This is a genomic window from Pseudomonas sp. S1_G07 (genome assembly GCF_054668565.1).
This window is the reverse complement of the sequence record NZ_CP162778.1, coordinates 221,774-240,632: the sequence shown is the minus strand read 5'-3', so window position 1 is coordinate 240,632 and position 18,859 is coordinate 221,774. Positions and strand designations below refer to the sequence as shown.

The following is an 18,859-nucleotide window of genomic DNA, read 5'->3' as shown; positions in this document are numbered from 1 at the left end:
CCCCTCCCGATGACTCAGCCGATCCGCATCAAGGACCACGAGAAAGACGCACGTCTGGTACGCGCGCGCGTGGTGTTTGGCGCGATCATGGTGGTGGCGTTGATCGGGGTGCTGATTGCGCGCCTGTATTTCCTGCAGGTGATCCAGTACGACTATCACTCCACGCTGTCGGAAAACAACCGGGTGCATGTGCAGCCGATTCCGCCGACCCGTGGGCTGATCTTCGACCGTAATGGCGTGGTCGTCGCGGATAACCGTCCCAGCTTCAGCCTGAGCATGACCCGCGAACGTTCCGGCGATTGGCAGCAGGTCCTCGATGTGATCGTCGAGGTGTTGCAGCTGACCCCGGAAGACCGGGTCATCTTTGAAAAGCGTATGAGGCAGGGGCGTCGACCTTTCGAGCCGGTGCCGATCCTGTTCGAGCTGACCGAGGAGCAGATCGCGCGAATCGCGGTGAACCAGTTCCGCCTGCCGGGCGTGGAAGTGGTGGCGCAGTTGGTCCGCCATTACCCGCAAGGGCCGCACTTTGCGCACTCCGTCGGCTACATGGGGCGGATCAACGAGAAAGAGCTGAAAAGCCTCGATCCCGTCAACTACAGTGGCACCCATCATATTGGCAAGACCGGTATCGAGCGTTTCTACGAGCCCGAGTTGCACGGCCAGGTGGGTTACGAAGAAGTCGAGACCAACGCTCGCGGCCGTGTACTGCGGGTGCTCAAGCGTACCGACCCGATACCGGGCAAAGACATTGTGCTGAGCCTGGACATCAAGTTGCAGGAAGCGGCCGAGATGGCATTGGGCGGGCGGCGCGGCGCCGTGGTCGCCCTGGACCCGAAGACCGGCGAAGTGCTGGCGATGGTCAGCCAGCCGAGTTTCGACCCCAACCTGTTCGTGACCGGGATCAGCTTCAAGGCCTACGCCGAGCTGCGTGACTCCATCGACCGGCCACTGTTCAACCGTGTGCTGCGCGGCCTGTACCCGCCCGGTTCGACGATCAAACCGGCGGTGGCAATCGCCGGGCTGGACGCGGGCGTGGTCACGGCCTCCAGCCGGGTGTTCGACCCCGGCTACTACATGCTGCCCAACTACGATCACAAATACCGTAACTGGAACCGCACCGGTGACGGCTATGTCGACCTGGACACCGCGATCATGCGATCCAACGACACCTACTTCTATGACCTGGCCCACAAGCTGGGGATTGACCGCTTGTCCGCCTATATGGGCAAGTTCGGCCTGGGGCAGAAAGTGTCCCTGGATATGTTCGAAGAGTCCCCTGGCCTGATGCCCTCGCGGGAATGGAAACGCGCGACCCGCCGCCAGGCCTGGTTCCCGGGCGAAACCCTGATCCTCGGGATCGGCCAGGGCTATATGCAGGCCACGCCGTTGCAACTGGCCCAGGCGACCGCGCTGGTGGCCAACAAAGGCATCTGGAATCGCCCGCACCTGGCCAGGACCATCGAAGGCGAAAAGCCAGTGGATAACAACCCGATTCCAGACATCGTGCTGCGCGACCCGTCGGACTGGACCAAGGTCAACCACGGCATGCAGCAGGTGATGCACGGCGCCCGTGGCACTGCGCGCAAGGCGGCGATCGGCGCGCAATACCGCATTGCCGGCAAGAGCGGTACCGCCCAGGTGGTCGCGATCAAGCAGGGCGAGAAATATGACCGCTCCAAGGTTCAGGAACGCCACCGCGACCACGCCTTGTTTGTCGGCTTTGCCCCGGCGGACGACCCGAAAATCGTGGTGGCGGTGATGGTCGAAAACGGCGAATCCGGCTCCGGCGTTGCCGCGCCGGTGGTGCGCCAGGTGATGGACGCCTGGTTGCTGGCCGACGACGGCCGGCTCAAGCCCGAATATGGCGGCCCCCTTCAAGCACCGAGGTTACGGCCAGTGAAGAGTAATTTTGACCGCATCCTCTCCAGCGAGGATGTGATGCGCCGCCGGGCGACGTTGCTGCAGCGCATGCACATCGATGGCCCTTTGCTGATCCTGCTGCTGACCCTGGCCGCCGGCAGCCTGTTCGTGCTGTATTCGGCCAGCGGCAAGAACTGGGACCTGCTGATCAAGCAGGCGTCCTCGTTCGGCCTGGGCCTGTTGTCGATGGTGGTGATTGCCCAGCTGGAGCCGCGGTTCATGGCGCGCTGGGTACCGCTGGGTTACGTCGCCGGCGTGTTGCTGCTGGTGGTGGTGGACGTGATGGGCCACAACGCCATGGGCGCGACCCGCTGGATCAACATTCCAGGGGTGATTCGCTTCCAGCCGTCGGAATTCATGAAGATCCTGATGCCGGCCACCATCGCCTGGTACCTGTCCAAGCGCACCTTGCCACCGCAGCTCAAGCATGTGGGGATCAGCCTGATCCTGATCGGCGTGCCGTTTGTCCTGATCGTGCGCCAGCCGGACCTTGGCACCTCGCTGCTGATCCTGGCGGGCGGTGCGTTCGTGCTGTTCATGGGCGGTCTACGCTGGCGCTGGATCCTCAGCGTGCTGGCGGCGGCCGTCCCCGTGGCGGTGGCCATGTGGTTCTTCTTCATGCACGACTACCAGAAGCAGCGGATCCTCACCTTCCTCGACCCCGAGAGCGACCCGCTGGGCACCGGCTGGAACATTATCCAGTCGAAGGCCGCCATCGGCTCCGGCGGTGTATTTGGCAAGGGCTGGTTACTGGGCACTCAGTCGCATCTGGACTTTTTGCCCGAGAGCCACACCGACTTCATTATTGCGGTGCTGGGCGAAGAGTTCGGCCTGGTGGGCATCTGCGCGCTGTTGCTGATCTATCTGCTGCTGATCGGGCGCGGTCTGGTGATCACCGCCCAGGCGCAGACGCTGTTCGGCAAATTGCTCGCCGGCAGCCTGACGATGACTTTTTTTGTTTACGTTTTCGTCAACATCGGTATGGTCAGTGGCCTGTTGCCGGTAGTTGGGGTGCCGTTGCCTTTCATTAGCTACGGCGGAACTTCGCTGGTGACATTGCTGTCAGCGTTTGGGGTTTTGATGTCGATTCATACGCATCGCAAGTGGATCGCACAGGTTTGAATAAGGTGAAGATGTCAATGCAAGTAATGCGCGGCTGGGTGACTCGGCATGCGTCCTGGATGGGCCTGATCGGGCTGCTGGGAGCAACGCAGGAGGTGCTGGCCGGTGACTACGATGGTTCACCCCAGGTCGCCGAATTTGTCGGTGAAATGACCCGCGACTATGGTTTCGCCGGTGAGCAACTGATGGGCGTGTTTCGTGAAGCCCGGCGCAAGCAGGCGATCCTCGACGCCATTTCCCGCCCTGCCGAACGCGTAAAACAATGGAAAGAATATCGCCCGATGTTCCTCACCGACGCCCGCGTGGCCCGAGGTGTCGACTTCTGGCGCCAGCACGAGGCCGTACTGGCGCGCGCCGAGCAGGAATACGGTGTGCCGGCGCAAGTGATTGTCGCGATCATCGGCATTGAAACCTTCTACGGGCGCAATACCGGCAGTTACCGGGTGATCGACGCCTTGTCGACCCTGGGCTTCGATTACCCGCCGCGCGCCGACTTCTTCCGCAAGGAGCTGCGCGAGTTCCTGCTGTTGGCCCGCGAAGAGCAGGTCGACCCCCTGACCCTCAAGGGCTCCTACGCCGGCGCGATGGGCCTGCCGCAGTTCATGCCGAGCAGCTTTCGCGCGTACGCCGTGGACTTCGACGGTGACGGGCATATCAATATCTGGAGCAACCCCGACGATGCCATCGGCAGCGTGGCCAGCTACTTCAAGCGCCATGGCTGGGTGGCGGGCGAACCGGTGGTGGTCCGCGCCGATGTCGCCGGGGACCGCGCTGATGAAGGCCTGACCCAAGGCATCGAGCCGGCCAAGACGGTCGGGGAGTTGCGGGCCCTGGGCTGGTCGAGTCAGAATGCGCCACGCGACGATACGCCGGTCACGGCGTTCCGCCTGGAAGGCGAAAATGGCCCGGAATACTGGATGGGCCTGAAGAATTTCTACGCAATCACGCGTTATAACCGCAGTGTGATGTACGCCATGGCCGTGCATCAGCTGTCAGACATGCTGGTCCAAGCACGGGGCAACAAGTAATGCGGGCATCGCCGTTCAATCAACCGCTCAAGCTGGTGGCGCTCGCCGCGTTGTCCTTGCTGGTTGTCAGTTGCTCCACCAGCCGTGGCCCGGCGCAGAAGTCCGGCGGCACGGTTGTACGTTCCCAGCCTGGCCTGGATATCAACCGCGCGCACAAAGATGGCGCGCCGTGGTGGGATGTCGACGTATCGAAGATCCCGGATGCCACGCCAACCCTGCACACCGGTGCGTACAAGGCCAACCCCTACACCGTGCTGGGCAAGACCTATTTCCCGTTGCAGGACTCCAAGACCTACGTGCAATCGGGCACGGCGTCCTGGTATGGCACCAAGTTCCACGGCCAGAACACCGCCAACGGCGAAGTGTATGACCTGTACGGCATGAGCGCGGCCCATAAGACGTTGCCGTTGCCCAGTTATGTACGGGTGACCAACCTGGACAACAATCGCACCGTGATCCTGCGGGTCAACGACCGTGGGCCGTTCTATTCGGACCGCATCATCGACTTGTCCTATGCGGCGGCGAAAAAACTCGGCTATGCCGAAACCGGTACCGCGCGGGTCAAGGTCGAAGGTATCGACCCTGCGCAGTACTGGGCCCAGCGTGGCAAGCCGGCGCCGTTGATGCTTAACGAGCCGCGCACGCCACAACCGCAAGTGACCGCGTCGGCCGGCAAGATCGAGCAGTGGACACCGCCACCGGCGCAGCACGCCCCGGACACCGTCGTGGTGCCGCATGCGGCGCCGGGGGGCTCGACAGTGGGCGGGCAATACCTGCAGGTGGGCGCTTTCGCCAACCCGGATGCGGCAGAACTGTTAAGGTCCAAGCTCAGCGGCATGGTCAGCGCGCCGGTATTTATCAGCTCGATCGTGCGTAACCAGCAAACCCTGCACCGTGTGCGCATGGGCCCGATCAGCTCGCCGAGCGAGGTTGCGCAAGTGCAGAACAGCGTGCGCCTGGCCAATCTGGGGCAACCGAGCGTGGTCACCGCAGAATAAACGTAAGGATTGATGGTTCAGGCCCGTTCGCGGGCGTGAACCCAGGTTGTTGGCTCGTTGAACAATAAAACCCAGGGGCAAGGGGTGAGCGGGCAACCGAACATGTGACAGTCTGGTAGCGGGCTGTCTGAATAAGTTTTGCCCGCGCGGGCAAGTTTCCATAAGCAATTTCGAGAGACGGATGAACATCACCACCTTAGCCAAACGTACGTGCCTGCTTCTTTCGCTGATCATTACCCCGGCCGCCTGGGCGGTTGAGATGGTGCCGGCTTCCCCGCAGCTGGCGGCCAAGTCCTGGGTCCTCATGGACGCCGCCAGCGGTAACGTGCTGGTCGAAAACAACGGTGACCAGCGCCTGCCACCGGCCAGCCTGACCAAGCTGATGACCGCCTACATTGCCACCCTGGAAATCCGTCGCGGCCAGATCGGCGAGAACGACCCTGTGACCGTCAGCGAAAACGCCTGGCGCACCGGCGGTTCGCGGATGTTCATCAAGGTGGGCTCGCAAGTTACCGTCAGTGACCTGCTGCACGGCATCATCATCCAGTCCGGCAACGACGCCAGCGTCGCCCTGGCCGAGCACATCGCCGGCAGCGAAGACGCCTTCGCCGACATGATGAACAAGACCGCCGGCGACCTGGGCATGACCAACAGCCACTTCATGAACCCGACCGGCCTGCCGAACCCTGAGCACTACTCGTCGGCCCACGACATGGCACTGCTGGCGCGCGCGATCATCCGTGTCGACCCGGTGCACTACGCGATCTACTCCCAGAAGGAATTCTTCTGGAACAACATCAAGCAGCCGAACCGCAACCTGCTGCTGTGGCGCGACAAGACCGTCGACGGTCTGAAAACCGGCCACACCGAAGAAGCTGGCTACTGCATGGTGTCATCCGCCGTACGTGACGGCCAGCGCCTGATCGCCGTGGTCTTTGGCACCAACAGCGAGCAGGCCCGTGCGGCCGAGACGCAAAAGCTGCTGACCTACGGTTTCCGTTTCTTCGAAACCCAGACCTTCTACCAGAAGGGTGCCGAGCTTGCGACCGCGCCAGTGTGGAAAGGCGCAACCTCGCAAGTCAAGGCCGGCCTGGCTGAAGACCTGACCCTGACCATGCCTAAAGGCCAGCTGAAAAAGCTCGCTGCCAGCATGACCATGAACCCGCAATTGGTCGCGCCCATCGCCAAGGGTGACGTGATCGGTAAAGTCGAAGTGAAACTGGACGACAAGGTGGTGCACAGCGCCGACCTGATCGCGCTGGACGCCGTCGACGAAGGTGGTATCTTCCGCCGCGTGTGGGATAGCATCCGTCTATTCTTCTACGGCTTGTTCAACTGATTGTGTGCACCTGCAAAGCCCCGCGTTGACCCGACGCGGGGCTTTGCCCGTCGCCACGGCTTACCGCTTACGAGGCCGTTCTGCCATGACCGATAACGAAGTAAAGGCGCCAAAGATCGAATTCCCGGTGACGGATTATCCCGTCAAGGTGATCAGCGATACCGGTGCAGGCAACAGAGACAAGATCATCGGTATCGTGCGTAAACACGCCACGATCAACGACGAGCGTGTGGACGAGCGTTCCAGTACCAACGGTAAATACACCACGATCCAGTTGCACATTGTTGCGACCGGTCAAGACCAGCTCTACGACATCAACAGCGAACTGCGGGCTACCGGCTTCGTGCACATGGTGCTGTGATGTCACAGGTCCTGGGCTTTCGCGAGCTCGGCCAGATGGCTTACGAGCCGGTCTGGCACGCCATGCAGCGGTTCACCAACGAGCGCGGCACCGCGGCCCCCGATGAGATCTGGCTGGTGGAGCACCCGCCGGTGTTCACCCAGGGGCAGGCCGGCAAGGCTGAGCATCTGCTGCTTCCGGGGGATATTCCGGTGGTGCAGGTCGACCGAGGTGGTCAAGTGACTTACCATGGGCCCGGTCAACTGGTGGCGTATCTGCTGCTGGACGTGCGCAAGCTGGGCTTTGGCGTGCGAGATCTGGTGAGCCGCATGGAGGCGTGCCTGATCGAACTGCTGGCCAGTTATGGCGTAACCGCCGTGGCCAAGCCGGATGCACCGGGTGTGTATGTCGACGGCGCGAAAATCGCCTCCCTGGGGCTGCGGATCCGCCATGGTTGTTCCTTTCATGGCCTGGCCCTGAATGTGGACATGGACCTGGCCCCGTTCCGGCGGATCAACCCGTGTGGCTATGCCGGGTTGGCCATGACACAACTGAGCGACCACGCTGCACCGATTAAATTTGCCGAGGTAAGTGCCCGGTTGCGTGCGCAGCTCGTCAAACACCTCGACTATGCTGAGCAGACGACCCTCACGGGCGGAATCGACTGATTATGACTACTGATGCAGTGCAAACCATGATCCCGACGCTGGACGTTACCGAGCGTCCGGCCCCGGCCCCGCGTGCCAAGGTGGAAGCCGGCGTCAAGCTGCGCGGCGCCGAGAAGGTTGCACGCATCCCGGTGAAGATCATTCCGACCACCGAACTGCCGAAAAAGCCCGACTGGATTCGCGTGCGCATCCCGGTCTCGCCGGAAGTCGACCGTATCAAGGCCCTGCTGCGCAAACACAAGCTGCACAGCGTGTGCGAAGAAGCTTCCTGCCCGAACCTCGGCGAATGCTTCTCCGGCGGCACCGCCACCTTCATGATCATGGGTGACATCTGCACCCGTCGTTGCCCGTTCTGTGACGTGGGCCACGGCCGTCCGAAGCCACTGGACGTCAACGAGCCGGAAAGCCTGGCCATCGCCATCGCCGACCTGAAACTCAAATACGTGGTGATCACCTCGGTTGACCGCGACGACCTGCGTGACGGCGGTGCCCAGCACTTTGCCGACTGCATCCGCGAAATCCGCAAGCTGTCGCCGAACGTGATGCTCGAAACCCTGGTGCCCGACTACCGTGGCCGTATGGACGTGGCGCTGGAAATCACTGCCGCCGAGCCGCCGGACGTGTTCAACCACAACCTGGAAACCGTGCCACGTTTGTACAAGGCTGCGCGTCCGGGTTCGGACTACCAGTGGTCGCTGACCCTGCTGCAGAAATTCAAGCAGATGATGCCGCACATTCCGACCAAATCCGGCCTGATGCTGGGCCTGGGCGAAACCGACGAAGAAGTGATCGAAGTCATGAAGCGCATGCGCGAACACGACATCGACATGCTGACTCTGGGCCAGTACCTGCAACCATCGCGCAGCCACTTGCCGGTGCAGCGTTTCGTGCACCCGGACACCTTCGCCTGGTTCGCCGAGGAAGGCTACAAGATGGGCTTCAAGAACGTCGCCTCGGGTCCGCTGGTACGTTCCTCGTACCACGCCGATGAACAGGCCAAGCTGGTCAAGGCAAGCCTGATTTCCTGATGGGAATCTGCGCGACGCCGCAGATCCAGGGTGGGAGCGGGTTTGCTCGCGAAAGCGCGGTGTCAGTCAACGGATTCATTGGTTGATCCACCGCTTTCGCGAGCAAGCCCGCTCCCACATTTGCTTCTGCGTTACACATAGGAAGAGCACGGATGACCACTGGATCGAGCGCTGCCGTACCCGCATTGTGTGCTGAAGGCACCATCGCCCTGATCGCCCCCGCCGGCCCCGCCGCGCTGGATGTCGAAAAAGCCGGCCAATGGATGCATAACCGCGGCTACGACCTGCGAATTTTTCCCGGTGTCTATGAGCGCGACGGCTACCTCGCCGGCAGCGATGAAGTGCGCCTGCGCGACCTGCACGCCGCTTTCGCCAACCCTGAAATCGATGCCATCTTCTGCCTGCGGGGCGGCTACGGCACTCCTCGTTTGCTGGATGCGCTCGATTTTGATCTGATCCGCGCCAACCCCAAGCCGTTCGTGGGCTACAGCGACATCACCGCGCTGCACCTGGCGATCAGCCGTTACGCCGGCTTCGTGACCTTCCACGGCCCGATGCTCAATGCCGACCTGCTCGGCGACAAGCAGCCCCCCACCGAGTCATCCCTGTTCAGTCTGCTGCGTGGCCAGCTCGGTGCCGGCAGCGTGCTCGCGCACCCGGCGGTCTACCCATTGACTACGATTGAACCGGGCATCGCCTGTGGGCGTTTGCTGGGGGGCAACCTGTCGATGATTGCGGCGGTGATGGGCACGCCTTATGAAATTGACGCCGAAGGCATCATTCTGTTTATCGAGGACGTCAACGAGCCGATCTACCGCATCGACCGCCTGCTCACGCACCTGCGCCTGGCCGGCAAGCTGGCGCAGGTGGTCGGTGTGCTGGTCGGGGATGTAGCGGGTGTGGATAACATTGCACTGGAACGCTTGTTGAAACAGACCTTCGAGCCCCTGTGCATTCCGGTGTTGTCCGGTTGGCGCAGTGGGCATTGCGATCCGAACCTGACGATGCCGATGGGCGCGGTGGTGCGGCTGGATGCGGGGGAGCAGCGGGTGGTGCTGGAGCAGGAGGTAGTCTTTAAGTAGTTCTCGCCTGTGATGCTGTCATCGCAGGCAAGCCAGCTCCCACAGGGAATGCATTCCAAATGTGCAAGCTGGGCTTGCCTGCGATAGCGCCGGCCGCCATAAGCAGACCTAGCGGTTCTGCAGCGATTCCAGCAGTTTCACCGTCGGATACCCATCCGCCGGCCAGCTCAGCGCCTGCTGCGCCGCACGAATCGCCTTGCGCGTGTTGGCGCCGATAATCCCGTCCGGGTTGCCCGCGTCATATCCATTGGCGTTCAGCGCCGTTTGCAGATCAATGCGCTGTGAGCGACTGAGCGGCAGTTCATCCTTCGGCCAATCGCCGCGAATCACACCACCGCCGCCAAACCGTTCCGACAGCAGGCCGACCGCCAAAGCGTAGGACGACGAGTTGTTGTACTTGAGGATCGCGCGGAAGTTATCCAGCACCAGGAACGCCGGACCACGGTAGCCCGCGGGCAGCAGCAGGGCGGCGGACAGTTGGTCGACGTTGGCTGGCATGCTTGCCCCGGGTGGCAGCTGGATGCCCAGTTTCAGCCACTCGGCGACGCTCTTGCGGATGCCACCGTCGGCCAGGGCGTAATCGAAGTTCGCCGGCAGTTGTTTCACTTCGAAGCCCCACGGCTGGCCTTTCTGCCAGCCGGAGCTTTGCAGGTAGTGCGCGGTGGAGGCCAGTGCATCGGACGGGCTGTTCCAGATATCGCGGCGACCGTCGCCATCGAAGTCTACGGCGTGGGTGTTGTAGGTGGTCGGGATAAATTGGGTCTGGCCCATGGCGCCGGCCCAGGAGCCCTTCATCTGATCGGCCGCGATATCGCCGTGCTGGATGATCTGCAACGCGGCCAGCAACTGCGCCTGGGCAAAGGCCGGGCGACGCCCTTCGTAGGCCAGGGTGGCGAGGGAGCGGATTACCGAGTTATTGCCCTGGAACTGGCCGAAGTTACTCTCCATGCCCCACACCGACACCAGCGCCTGGCGGTCGACGCCATAGCGTTGTTCGATACTCTGCAGGATGTCAGCGTACTTGATCAGCAGGGTCTGGCCATTACGCACGCGCAGAGGCGACAGGGCGCCATCGAGGTATTCCCATACCGGGCGCGAAAACTCCGGCTGGCTGCGGTCGGCACGAATCACCGCCATATCCGGGGTGACGTTGGCGAAAGCGTTATCGAAGACGGCTGGGGTAATCCCGGCTTTGAGGGCATCCGTGCGGAAACCGGCCTGCCATTCGGCAAAGGTCTGGGTGGGCTGGATATCCAGGTTGTCCACGGCCAGTGGGGGCACCACAGCGGGGGCGACCGCCGGTGCGGTCTGGAGCTTTGGCAGTGGTTGGGCGTCCGCGGCGGTAGGTTTTTCCGCGCAGGCGACAAGCAGAATGAGGCTGGAGGCAGCGATCAATTGGCGAAAGTGCCAATGACGGGAAAGACGAGAGGGCATGCACAGGTCCAGGGATTACAAATCAGGTATAGACCTTATCATGCCGGAGGGGCGCTTGCCTTCAGGCGGCCAGAAAGTAAGAAGCCTCCCAGCTATTAGACTGGAAGGCTTCGCGGCGGTAGCTGCCTTTGCCCTTGCCGGCGCGTTCCTGACGGCTGCGGAACAGTGGCTGGGCGATGATGGATTTGGCCTTGTTGGGGCCATGCTTGGATGGCTTTTTGCTCATGGTCGTGACTCTCGTGGGGGTGGGGTGCAGCGGTGCAAATCATCGGCCTAAGTTGCACGGCTGTAAAGCCCGGCACATTGTCGGCAACAACCCCTATCCCCTGTAGGAGCGAGCTTGCTCGCGAAGCTCGTTAACGATAACGCATGCATCCTGGACGAACGCAGTGACCTTGTGTTTTTCGCGAGCAAGCTCGCTCCTGCGGGGGAGGGTTATTCGGCGGGTAATGCCAGGCGCTGACCGGCCATCAACAGCGACAAACGGCTGAGGCTCATCCATGGCGACCCGGCCGCCTGGCCCTTGATCTGTGCATCAATGCGCTGCGCTTCCAGCAACAGCTGCGCCCAGCGTTGCGCTGAGTGGCGTTGCAGGGCTTTGCTCATCAGGGGCTTGCGCTTGTCCCATACCGGCGGTCGCGCCTGGCTGAAGCATTTATCCAGCGGCGTCCCCTGGCTGTATTGCAGGGCAATATTGGCCAGCACCCGCAGTTCCCGGGCCAGGGCCCAGAGAATCACCGGAGGCTCCACGCCTTCGCCGCGCAAGCCTTCAAGCATGCGCAAGGCGTGAGCGGGTTCGCCGTTGAGGATTGCATCCACTAGCCCGAACACGTCAAAGCGCGCACTGTCTGCCACTGCCCCCTGGACGGTCTCGACGGTGATCTGCCCGTCCTCGGCCATCAGCTTGAGCTTTTCGATTTCCTGGGCAGCGGCAAGCAGGTTGCCTTCGACCCGCGCGGCGATCAGTTCAACGGCGTCCTGGGTGGCCGACAGCCCCGACTGGGACAGGCGCTGGCGAATCCACTGGGGCAGCTGGCTGCTGTCCACTGGCCATATCTGGATGAACTGGGTCTGTGTCCCTTCCACCAGGGCCTTGCCCCACTTGGTTTTCTGCGCGCTGCCGTCGAGCTTGGGCAGGCTGATCAGCAACAGCGTATCTTCGGCGGGCCGCGAGCAGTATTCCATCAAGGCCGCCGCGCCCTTGTCTCCGGGCTTGCCCGAGGGCAGGCGCAGTTCCAGCAGGCGTTTTTCGGCGAACAGCGACATGCTCGCGCCGGCCTGCAGCAGCGTGCCCCAGTCGAAACTGGCGTCGGCGCTGAATACCTGGCGTTCGTCGAAGCCTTGCTGGCGGGCGGCATTGCGAATGGCGTCTGCGGCTTCCTGGCACAGCAGCGGGTCATCACCGCTGACAATGTAGATCGGCGCGAGGCCACCTTGCAGGTGTTTGGCGAGTTGAGCGGGTGCGAGTTTCATAGGCAGGGCAAACGGGGCGCCTGGGGCGCCCCGTGTGGCTTACTCGACAGGGACTTCAACAGGCGATTGTTTCGGCGTGTTGTCTTCGTACTCTTGCGCGGCTTTCAGCGCGTCGGCCTCGGCCTTGGCCTTGCTGTCAGCGGCTTGCTGCAAGGTCTCGAGCTTTTCCGGGGTCAGCATCGAGAGGCGCAGGACCATGCGTTGCACCAGGTCGCGGCGCATTTCCTTGCGCACCTGGATGATTTCGGAATCCGAGCCCACCAGGTTGTTGCCGTCGTGGCTGACGATTTTCTGCACCTGGATCTTGTCACCCATCAATGGCAGGTGGTCACGGCCCTGGATTTCGAAGTTCAGCTCGCTGCTCAGCTCGATATCGGACGCACGCCCGGCGCTGGCGTAGCTCAGGCTGCGCTGGGTTTCTTTTTCATTGGCCAGGAACAGCTTGTAGGTCGCGCCGGTGTAGACGTGCACACCGCTGTTTTCCAGGACCTGGCGCAGCTGGGTGACGGTTTCGCTGTAGGCGTCGCGGGCGCTGACGTCCAGTTCCTTGATCGTCAGGTCGGTGGTACCGGTGCCGCGCAGCTGGAAGCCGCAAGCGCTCAGCAGTACGGCGAGGCCCATAACCAGCAGGTTGCGTTTGATCATTTTGTTGCTCCCCTTGAAACCATGTGGGCCTTATCGAGGCCCTGAAGGCTTTGTTCGGCGCGGAGCTTGAGCCCCGCGCCCGATCCGATTAGCTAGCGACGATATTGACCAGTTTGCCAGGCACCACGATCACTTTGCGAATCGTCAGGCCTTCGGTGAAGCGCAGCACGTTTTCGTTGCAGCGTGCGGCCGCTTCGACTTCCTCTCGGCTGGCGCTGGCCGGCATGTCGATCTGGCCACGCAGTTTACCGTTGACCTGGATCACCAGTTGCAGCGTGTCCTGTACCAGTGCGCTGTCATCCTGTACCGGCCAGCGCGCATCGATGACTGCGTCGCTGTGGCCCAGACGGCTCCACAGCTCGTGGCTGATGTGCGGCGTGATCGGAGCCAGCAGCAGGGTGACCGTTTCCAGGCCTTCCTGCAGCAGAGCGCGGTCCTGCTCGTTAACCTGCGGGGCTTTTTCCAGCACGTTCATCAGTGTCATCACCTGGGCGATGGCGGTGTTGAACTTGTGGTGCTGGCCCACGTCCTGGCTGGCTTGCTTGATGGCCAGGTGGGTGCTGCGGCGAATGGCTTTCTGCTCGTCGCTCAACGACGCCACATCCAGCTTGGCCGGCAGGCCCTGGCTGACATGGGCATGCGCCAGGCGCCAGACGCGCTTGAGGAAACGGTGTGAACCTTCGACGCCGGAGTCGGACCATTCGGCGCTCATGTCCGGCGGCGAGGCGAACATCATGAACAGGCGGCAGGTGTCGGCGCCGAACTGGTCGATCATCGACTGAGGGTCGACGCCGTTGTTCTTCGACTTGGCCATCTTCTCGGTGCCGCCGATTTCCACCGGCAGGCCATCGGCAATCAGCTTGGCGCTGATGACTTTGGCTTTGCTGTCGCGCTCGAGTTCGACGTCCGCCGGGTTGAACCAGGTGTAGGCGCCATTGGCTTCGCGGCGATAGTAAGTCTCGGCGATCACCATGCCCTGGGTCAGCAGGTTCTTGAACGGTTCGTTGGAGCTCACCAGGCCTTCGTCGCGCATCAGCTTGTGGAAGAAGCGCGCATACAGCAGGTGAAGAATGGCGTGCTCGATACCGCCGATATACTGATCCACCGGCAACCAGTGGTCGGCCGCGGATTTTTCCACCAGGCCGCCTTCATAGTGCGGCGAGGCGTAGCGGGCGTAGTACCACGAGGACTCGACAAAGGTGTCCATGGTGTCGGTTTCACGCTTGGCCGGTGCGCCGCATTTCGGGCAGCTGCATTCGTAGAACTCGGGCATGCGCGCCAGGGGCGAACCGGCGCCATCCGGCACCACGTCTTCCGGCAGCACGACCGGCAACTGGTCTTCCGGTACCGGCACGTCACCGCAGGTGTCGCAGTGGATGATCGGGATCGGGCAGCCCCAGTAGCGCTGGCGGCTGATGCCCCAGTCGCGCAGGCGGAACTGGGTGCGCGAGGCACCGAGGGTTTTCTTGATCAGGGCCACTTCGATGGCGTCGAAGGCACCCTGGAAGTCCAGGCCGTCGAACTCACCGGAGTTGATCAGGGTGCCGTGCTCGCCGTAGGCGTCCTGCCACGGGGCCGGGTTGATGTCGCCCGAGCTGGTACGTACTACCGACTTGATCGGCAGGTTGTACTTGGTGGCGAATTCGAAGTCGCGCTCATCATGAGCCGGCACTGCCATTACAGCGCCATCGCCGTAGTGCATCAGCACGTAGTTGGCGACCCACACCGGGAGTTTTTCACCGCTCAACGGGTGTTCGACGAACAGCCCGGTCGGCAGGCCTTTTTTCTCCTGGGTGGCGACGTCGGCTTCGGCCACGCTGCCGCCTTTGCATTCGGCGATGAAGGCCTGCAGCTCGGGGTTGTTCTGCGCGGCCTGGGTGGCCAGCGGGTGTTCGGCGGCCACGGCGACGTAGGTCGCGCCCATCAGGGTGTCCGGGCGGGTGGTAAAGACCTTGAGCTCACCCGCTTCGCCGATGGAATCGACGTTGTACGGGAACTGCACTTCCATGCCCTTGGATTTGCCGATCCAGTTGCGTTGCATGGTCTTGACCTGCTCAGGCCAGCCCGGCAAGTCGTCGAGGCTCGACAAGAGTTCATCGGCGTAGGCGGTGATCTTGAAGTAGTACATCGGGATTTCGCGCTTTTCGATCAGCGCGCCGGAACGCCAGCCGCGACCGTCGATCACCTGTTCGTTGGCCAGTACGGTCTGGTCGACCGGGTCCCAGTTCACGGTGCCGCTCTTTTTGTAGATCACGCCTTTTTCGAACAGGCGAGTGAACAGCCATTGTTCCCAGCGGTAGTAGTCCGGCTTGCAGGTGGTCACTTCGCGGGACCAGTCCACCGCCAGGCCCAGGCTGCGCAGCTGGGTTTTCATGTAGGCGATGTTTTCGTAGGTCCACTTGGCGGGGGCCACGTTGTTCTTCATCGCCGCGTTTTCCGCCGGCATGCCGAAGGCGTCCCAGCCCATGGGTTGCAGGACGTTCTTGCCCTGCATGCGCTGGTAGCGGGAAATCACGTCGCCGATGGTGTAGTTGCGCACGTGCCCCATGTGTAGCTTGCCGCTGGGGTAAGGGAACATCGACAGGCAGTAGAAAGTCTCCTTGCCCGGCTGTTCACTGACTTCAAAGGACTTTTGCTCGTCCCAGAAAGTTTGGGCGGCGTTTTCTATTTCACGGGGCTGGTAGTGTTCGTGCATGGCTACTTTTGAACTGGATAGGGGTGGCCTAATCCTCTTCGGAGCACTGTCCGGGCAGATCGACACCAAAAAGCGCCGCGTCCGTGCCCAAACCCTGCGGGAAGTGGAGTTACAGGAAGCGCCGTAGCATACATGACCCCACTCTATCGAGGGAAACCCTGATTGCGTGGTCGAGGCCGTCTGTCGCGGCGCCAGGCAGGCGCAGCCACGGGGGCTACGCTGTTTAGTGGGGAGCAAGTCTTTCTTCAATGAGGTGAGGGGATGGGTGAATCGCAGCGAACCGCAACGAAACCGGACATCTACGAAGGACTGATCGACCGATTGGGTCGTGCATTGGATGCAGCGAGGACAGCAGGCCGATTGCGTGATGAACGGCCTGTGGAGTTGGAGCTGCGCGGGTTGAGCCGCGCGGAGCTGGAACTGATCAAGGCTTACCTGGAACGTAACACGTGCAGTGCACCTATTGGTGTGGCAAACCCGCCAGCCAAGGCGCCCACGCACTCCGCCAAGGTGGTGTGGCTCAAGGACTTGCCGGCCAGTCGTGACCCGGAACCCTTCCGGTCCGCTCGCTACAAGTCGTTCACTTCCCACTGAGCAAAACCATCGAGTCGGGCATTGTAAAGATTGTCGCTGAACCCCGTTACACCTTAGGCTTCGGGCATCTTTTTTGAGGTGCCCGATGCCTATTCGTTATTTCATCAAACAATTGCTCCTGCCGCCCGGCATTTTCTTGCTGCTGCTGGCTCTTGCCTGGTGGTTTCGTCGCAGTCGCCCGCGCCTGGCGGGCTGCTGCTTCGCCTTGGGCCTGGGTGGCATGTGGTTGATCAGCTTGCCGGTGATGGTGGAATGGGGCGCCCGCGCCCTGGAGACCGAGCCACCATTGGCCCGTGAAGACTGGTCGACGTTGGCTCAGCGCGCCGATGCAATCGTGGTGCTGGGCTCGGGGCGTGAGCGCGGTGACCCGGCATGGGGCACCGACCAGCCCACCGGCCTTGGCCTGGAGCGCCAGCGTTACGCCGCGCGCCTGGCCAAGGCCTCCGGGTTGCCGGTGCTGACCACGGGTGGGTTGCACTACGGCACGCCGCCCAGCGAGGCGCAACTGATGGCGGTGTCGATGCAGGATGACTTCGGCGTGACGGTGCGCTGGAAGGAAGAGCGCAGCCGCACGACCTGGGAAAACGCCCAGATGAGCGCCGAGATCCTGTTACCCGAAGGGATCAAGCGCGTGGTGGTGGTGACTCAGGCGTGGCACATGCCGCGTTCGGTGTGGAGTTTTGAAAAGGCCGGTTTTACGGTGGTACCGGCCCCGGTGGGTTTCCTCGGTGTGGACAACGCTCGGCCGCTGGGCGGCTGGATGCCGGAGTTCAAATCGGTGTGGCAGAGCGGGTTCTTGATCAACGAGGCGGTGGGGCAGGTGGGTTACCGGATGTTCTATAGGTAACACCGCAGGGCAAATGTAGGCGCTGGCTTGCCTGCGATAGCATCACCTCGATGCGACAAACTACAACGAGGTGTCTGCATCGCAGGCAAGCCAGCTCCTACAGGGTTTCGCGGTTGTCTGTCAGACGGTTTTGGACATCCGACCTGCCAGCAATGCCCACCCAAACAACCCCAGGCACACGATGATCAGCGGCCACGAGCGCCATTGCAGGTACGGCGTAAGGTTATGCATCGGTACCACTTCGCCGTAGAGGATGCCGCGTTCGAACTGCGGGATCTGCGCGGTGATCTGCCCAAACGGGTTGATCAACCCGGTCACGCCATTGTTGGTGGCGCGGATCATCCAGCGGCCGGCTTCCAGTGCACGCATCTGCGCCATTTGCAGGTGCTGCAACGGGCCGATGGAGCGGCCGAACCAGGTGTCGTTGCTGATGGTCAGCAACAGGTCGCTCTGGGCCGACAGGCCGGCGGCGAATTCCGGATACACCACTTCGTAGCAAATGAACGGCGCGATCTGATAACCCTTGGCCTGCAGCATCGCCTGGTCGGCGGGGCCGCGGGCGAAGTCGGACATCGGCAGGTCGAAGAAAGCGATCAGCCCGCGCAGCATGTCCTGCAGCGGCACGTACTCGCCAAATGGCACCAGCTTCTGCTTGAGGTAGGTACCGTCGCCTTCGCCTACCACGGTGATGCCGTTGAAGTAGCGCTTCTGGTGGTGCACTTCCTGGCGAATCGGCACGCCGGTGATCAGCGCGGTATGCCGGCTCGCGGCGAACTTGCCCATCATGTTCAGGTAGCCTTCCACCGACTCCTTGAGCACCGGCACCGCCGTTTCCGGCCACACCAGCAGGTCGACAGGCTTGGAGCTGAAACTCATGTCGCGGTACAGCGCGAGCTGGGCATCGAGCTGCTGCGGGTCCCACTTCATGCTCTGTTCGATGTTGCCCTGGATGGCGGCCACGGTCAGCGGAGCCCCCGATGGCGCGGTCCAGGCGTGGTGCTTGAGCGCCAGGCCGATGGCCCAGGGCGCGATCAGCAGTACCAGGCCGGCGCCGATAAAGGCGTTGCGCTTGCCGGCCAGCAGGCGCGGCAGGTTGCACAGCAGCGCCGCCGTGAGTGCCAGGGCGAAGGAAATCAGCCACATGCCGCCCACGGGCGCCAGACCAGTGAGTGGGCCATCGAGTTGGCTGTAGCCGGAGTACAGCCACGGAAAACCGGTGAGGAACCAGCCGCGAAAGGCTTCCTGGCCGACCCACAATGCGGCGAACGTCAGCGCATCCGCCAGCGGTGCTTCATTGCGGCGCAGCCAGCGAGCCCACAGCCACGCGGGCAGGGCGAAGAACCAGGCAATGGCGGCGGTGAACAACAGCATCAGGAAGCCCGCCAGCAGCACCGACGCGCCGCCGAAGTGGTGGATGCTGTAGTAGATCCAGCTGGTGCCGGCGCCAAACAGGCCGAAACCGAAACACCAGCCACGGCCCAGGGCCTGGCGCGGGGTCAATTCCCGCAGCCCGATATAGAACAATCCGACCGCGACCAATGCAAACGGCCACAGATCGAACGGCGCCAGCGCCAGGGGGGTGATGGCGCCGGCCACCACGGCCAGCAAATTACCGGGCCAGCCGGGGCGGGTTAGGCGCTGCATAT

General features: G+C 62.4%; 16 protein-coding genes and 1 pseudogene. 11 read left to right on the top strand and 6 right to left on the bottom strand.

Annotated elements, in window-relative coordinates:
* The first annotated feature begins 9 nt into the window (after positions 1–9).
* From mrdA to AB4O05_RS01020, 9 genes and pseudogenes are all read left to right on the top strand, one after another.
* Positions 10–1,907: pseudogene (gene mrdA / locus AB4O05_RS01060) on the top strand (penicillin-binding protein 2).
* Between the two features lie 31 nt (positions 1,908–1,938).
* Positions 1,939–3,042: a rod shape-determining protein RodA gene (rodA, locus tag AB4O05_RS01055; protein WP_050554003.1), complete on the top strand. Its 1,104-nt coding sequence runs from the start codon at positions 1,939–1,941 to the stop codon at positions 3,040–3,042.
* Between the two features lie 17 nt (positions 3,043–3,059).
* Entirely contained in the window at positions 3,060–4,070 is a 1,011-nt protein-coding gene (mltB, locus tag AB4O05_RS01050; RefSeq protein WP_460133726.1) for a lytic murein transglycosylase B, read from the top strand.
* Positions 4,070–5,068, top strand: a complete 999-nt coding sequence (locus AB4O05_RS01045; protein WP_460133728.1) for a septal ring lytic transglycosylase RlpA family protein — start codon at positions 4,070–4,072, stop codon at positions 5,066–5,068. Before mltB ends, AB4O05_RS01045 begins: the two co-directional genes overlap by 1 nt.
* A gap of 181 nt (positions 5,069–5,249) precedes the next feature.
* Positions 5,250–6,407: a D-alanyl-D-alanine carboxypeptidase family protein gene (locus AB4O05_RS01040; protein ID WP_460133730.1), complete on the top strand. Its 1,158-nt coding sequence runs from the start codon at positions 5,250–5,252 to the stop codon at positions 6,405–6,407.
* Between the two features lie 85 nt (positions 6,408–6,492).
* The gene (locus AB4O05_RS01035) at positions 6,493–6,768 is read left to right on the top strand and encodes a DUF493 domain-containing protein (protein ID WP_460133732.1); all 276 of its coding nucleotides are present in this window, start codon (positions 6,493–6,495) and stop codon (positions 6,766–6,768) included.
* Entirely contained in the window at positions 6,768–7,415 is a 648-nt protein-coding gene (gene lipB, locus AB4O05_RS01030; RefSeq protein WP_460133734.1) for a lipoyl(octanoyl) transferase LipB, read from the top strand. Before AB4O05_RS01035 ends, lipB begins: the two co-directional genes overlap by 1 nt.
* 26 nt (positions 7,416–7,441) lie before the next feature.
* Positions 7,442–8,443, top strand: a complete 1,002-nt coding sequence (gene lipA / locus AB4O05_RS01025; RefSeq protein WP_169875998.1) for a lipoyl synthase — start codon at positions 7,442–7,444, stop codon at positions 8,441–8,443.
* Between the two features lie 152 nt (positions 8,444–8,595).
* On the top strand, positions 8,596–9,525 hold the full coding sequence (locus tag AB4O05_RS01020; protein WP_460133736.1) for a S66 peptidase family protein: 930 nt from the start codon (positions 8,596–8,598) through the stop codon (positions 9,523–9,525).
* 108 nt (positions 9,526–9,633) lie between these two features.
* Here AB4O05_RS01020 and AB4O05_RS01015 read toward each other — a convergent pair whose 3' ends face one another.
* The 5 genes from AB4O05_RS01015 to leuS all read right to left on the bottom strand — a co-directional run bounded on the left by AB4O05_RS01015 (position 9,634) and on the right by leuS (position 15,772).
* Positions 9,634–10,959, bottom strand: a complete 1,326-nt coding sequence (locus AB4O05_RS01015) for a lytic murein transglycosylase (RefSeq protein ID WP_460133738.1) — start codon at positions 10,957–10,959, stop codon at positions 9,634–9,636.
* A 61-nt stretch (positions 10,960–11,020) separates the two neighbouring features.
* A complete protein-coding gene (gene arfA, locus AB4O05_RS01010; RefSeq protein WP_003176285.1) occupies positions 11,021–11,185 on the bottom strand; it encodes an alternative ribosome rescue factor ArfA in 165 nt (54 codons plus the stop codon).
* Between the two features lie 209 nt (positions 11,186–11,394).
* Entirely contained in the window at positions 11,395–12,432 is a 1,038-nt protein-coding gene (holA, locus tag AB4O05_RS01005) for a DNA polymerase III subunit delta (RefSeq protein ID WP_460133740.1), read from the bottom strand.
* 39 nt (positions 12,433–12,471) lie between these two features.
* Positions 12,472–13,077: an LPS-assembly lipoprotein LptE gene (locus AB4O05_RS01000; RefSeq protein ID WP_460133742.1), complete on the bottom strand. Its 606-nt coding sequence runs from the start codon at positions 13,075–13,077 to the stop codon at positions 12,472–12,474.
* 88 nt (positions 13,078–13,165) lie between these two features.
* Positions 13,166–15,772, bottom strand: a complete 2,607-nt coding sequence (gene leuS, locus AB4O05_RS00995; RefSeq protein ID WP_460133744.1) for a leucine--tRNA ligase — start codon at positions 15,770–15,772, stop codon at positions 13,166–13,168.
* Between the two features lie 261 nt (positions 15,773–16,033).
* Between leuS and AB4O05_RS00990 the strand changes: the two genes are divergently transcribed.
* A complete protein-coding gene (locus AB4O05_RS00990; RefSeq protein WP_460133745.1) occupies positions 16,034–16,366 on the top strand; it encodes a hypothetical protein in 333 nt (110 codons plus the stop codon).
* Between the two features lie 85 nt (positions 16,367–16,451).
* The gene (locus AB4O05_RS00985) at positions 16,452–17,213 is read left to right on the top strand and encodes a YdcF family protein (RefSeq protein WP_460133747.1); all 762 of its coding nucleotides are present in this window, start codon (positions 16,452–16,454) and stop codon (positions 17,211–17,213) included.
* Positions 17,214–17,333: 120 nt separating this feature from the next.
* On the opposite strand, the gene lnt is transcribed toward AB4O05_RS00985, so the two are convergent.
* Positions 17,334–18,857 (bottom strand): apolipoprotein N-acyltransferase, encoded by a 1,524-nt coding sequence (gene lnt, locus AB4O05_RS00980; RefSeq protein WP_460133749.1) that lies wholly within the window; start codon positions 18,855–18,857, stop codon positions 17,334–17,336.
* Between the last annotated feature and the right edge of the window lie 2 nt (positions 18,858–18,859).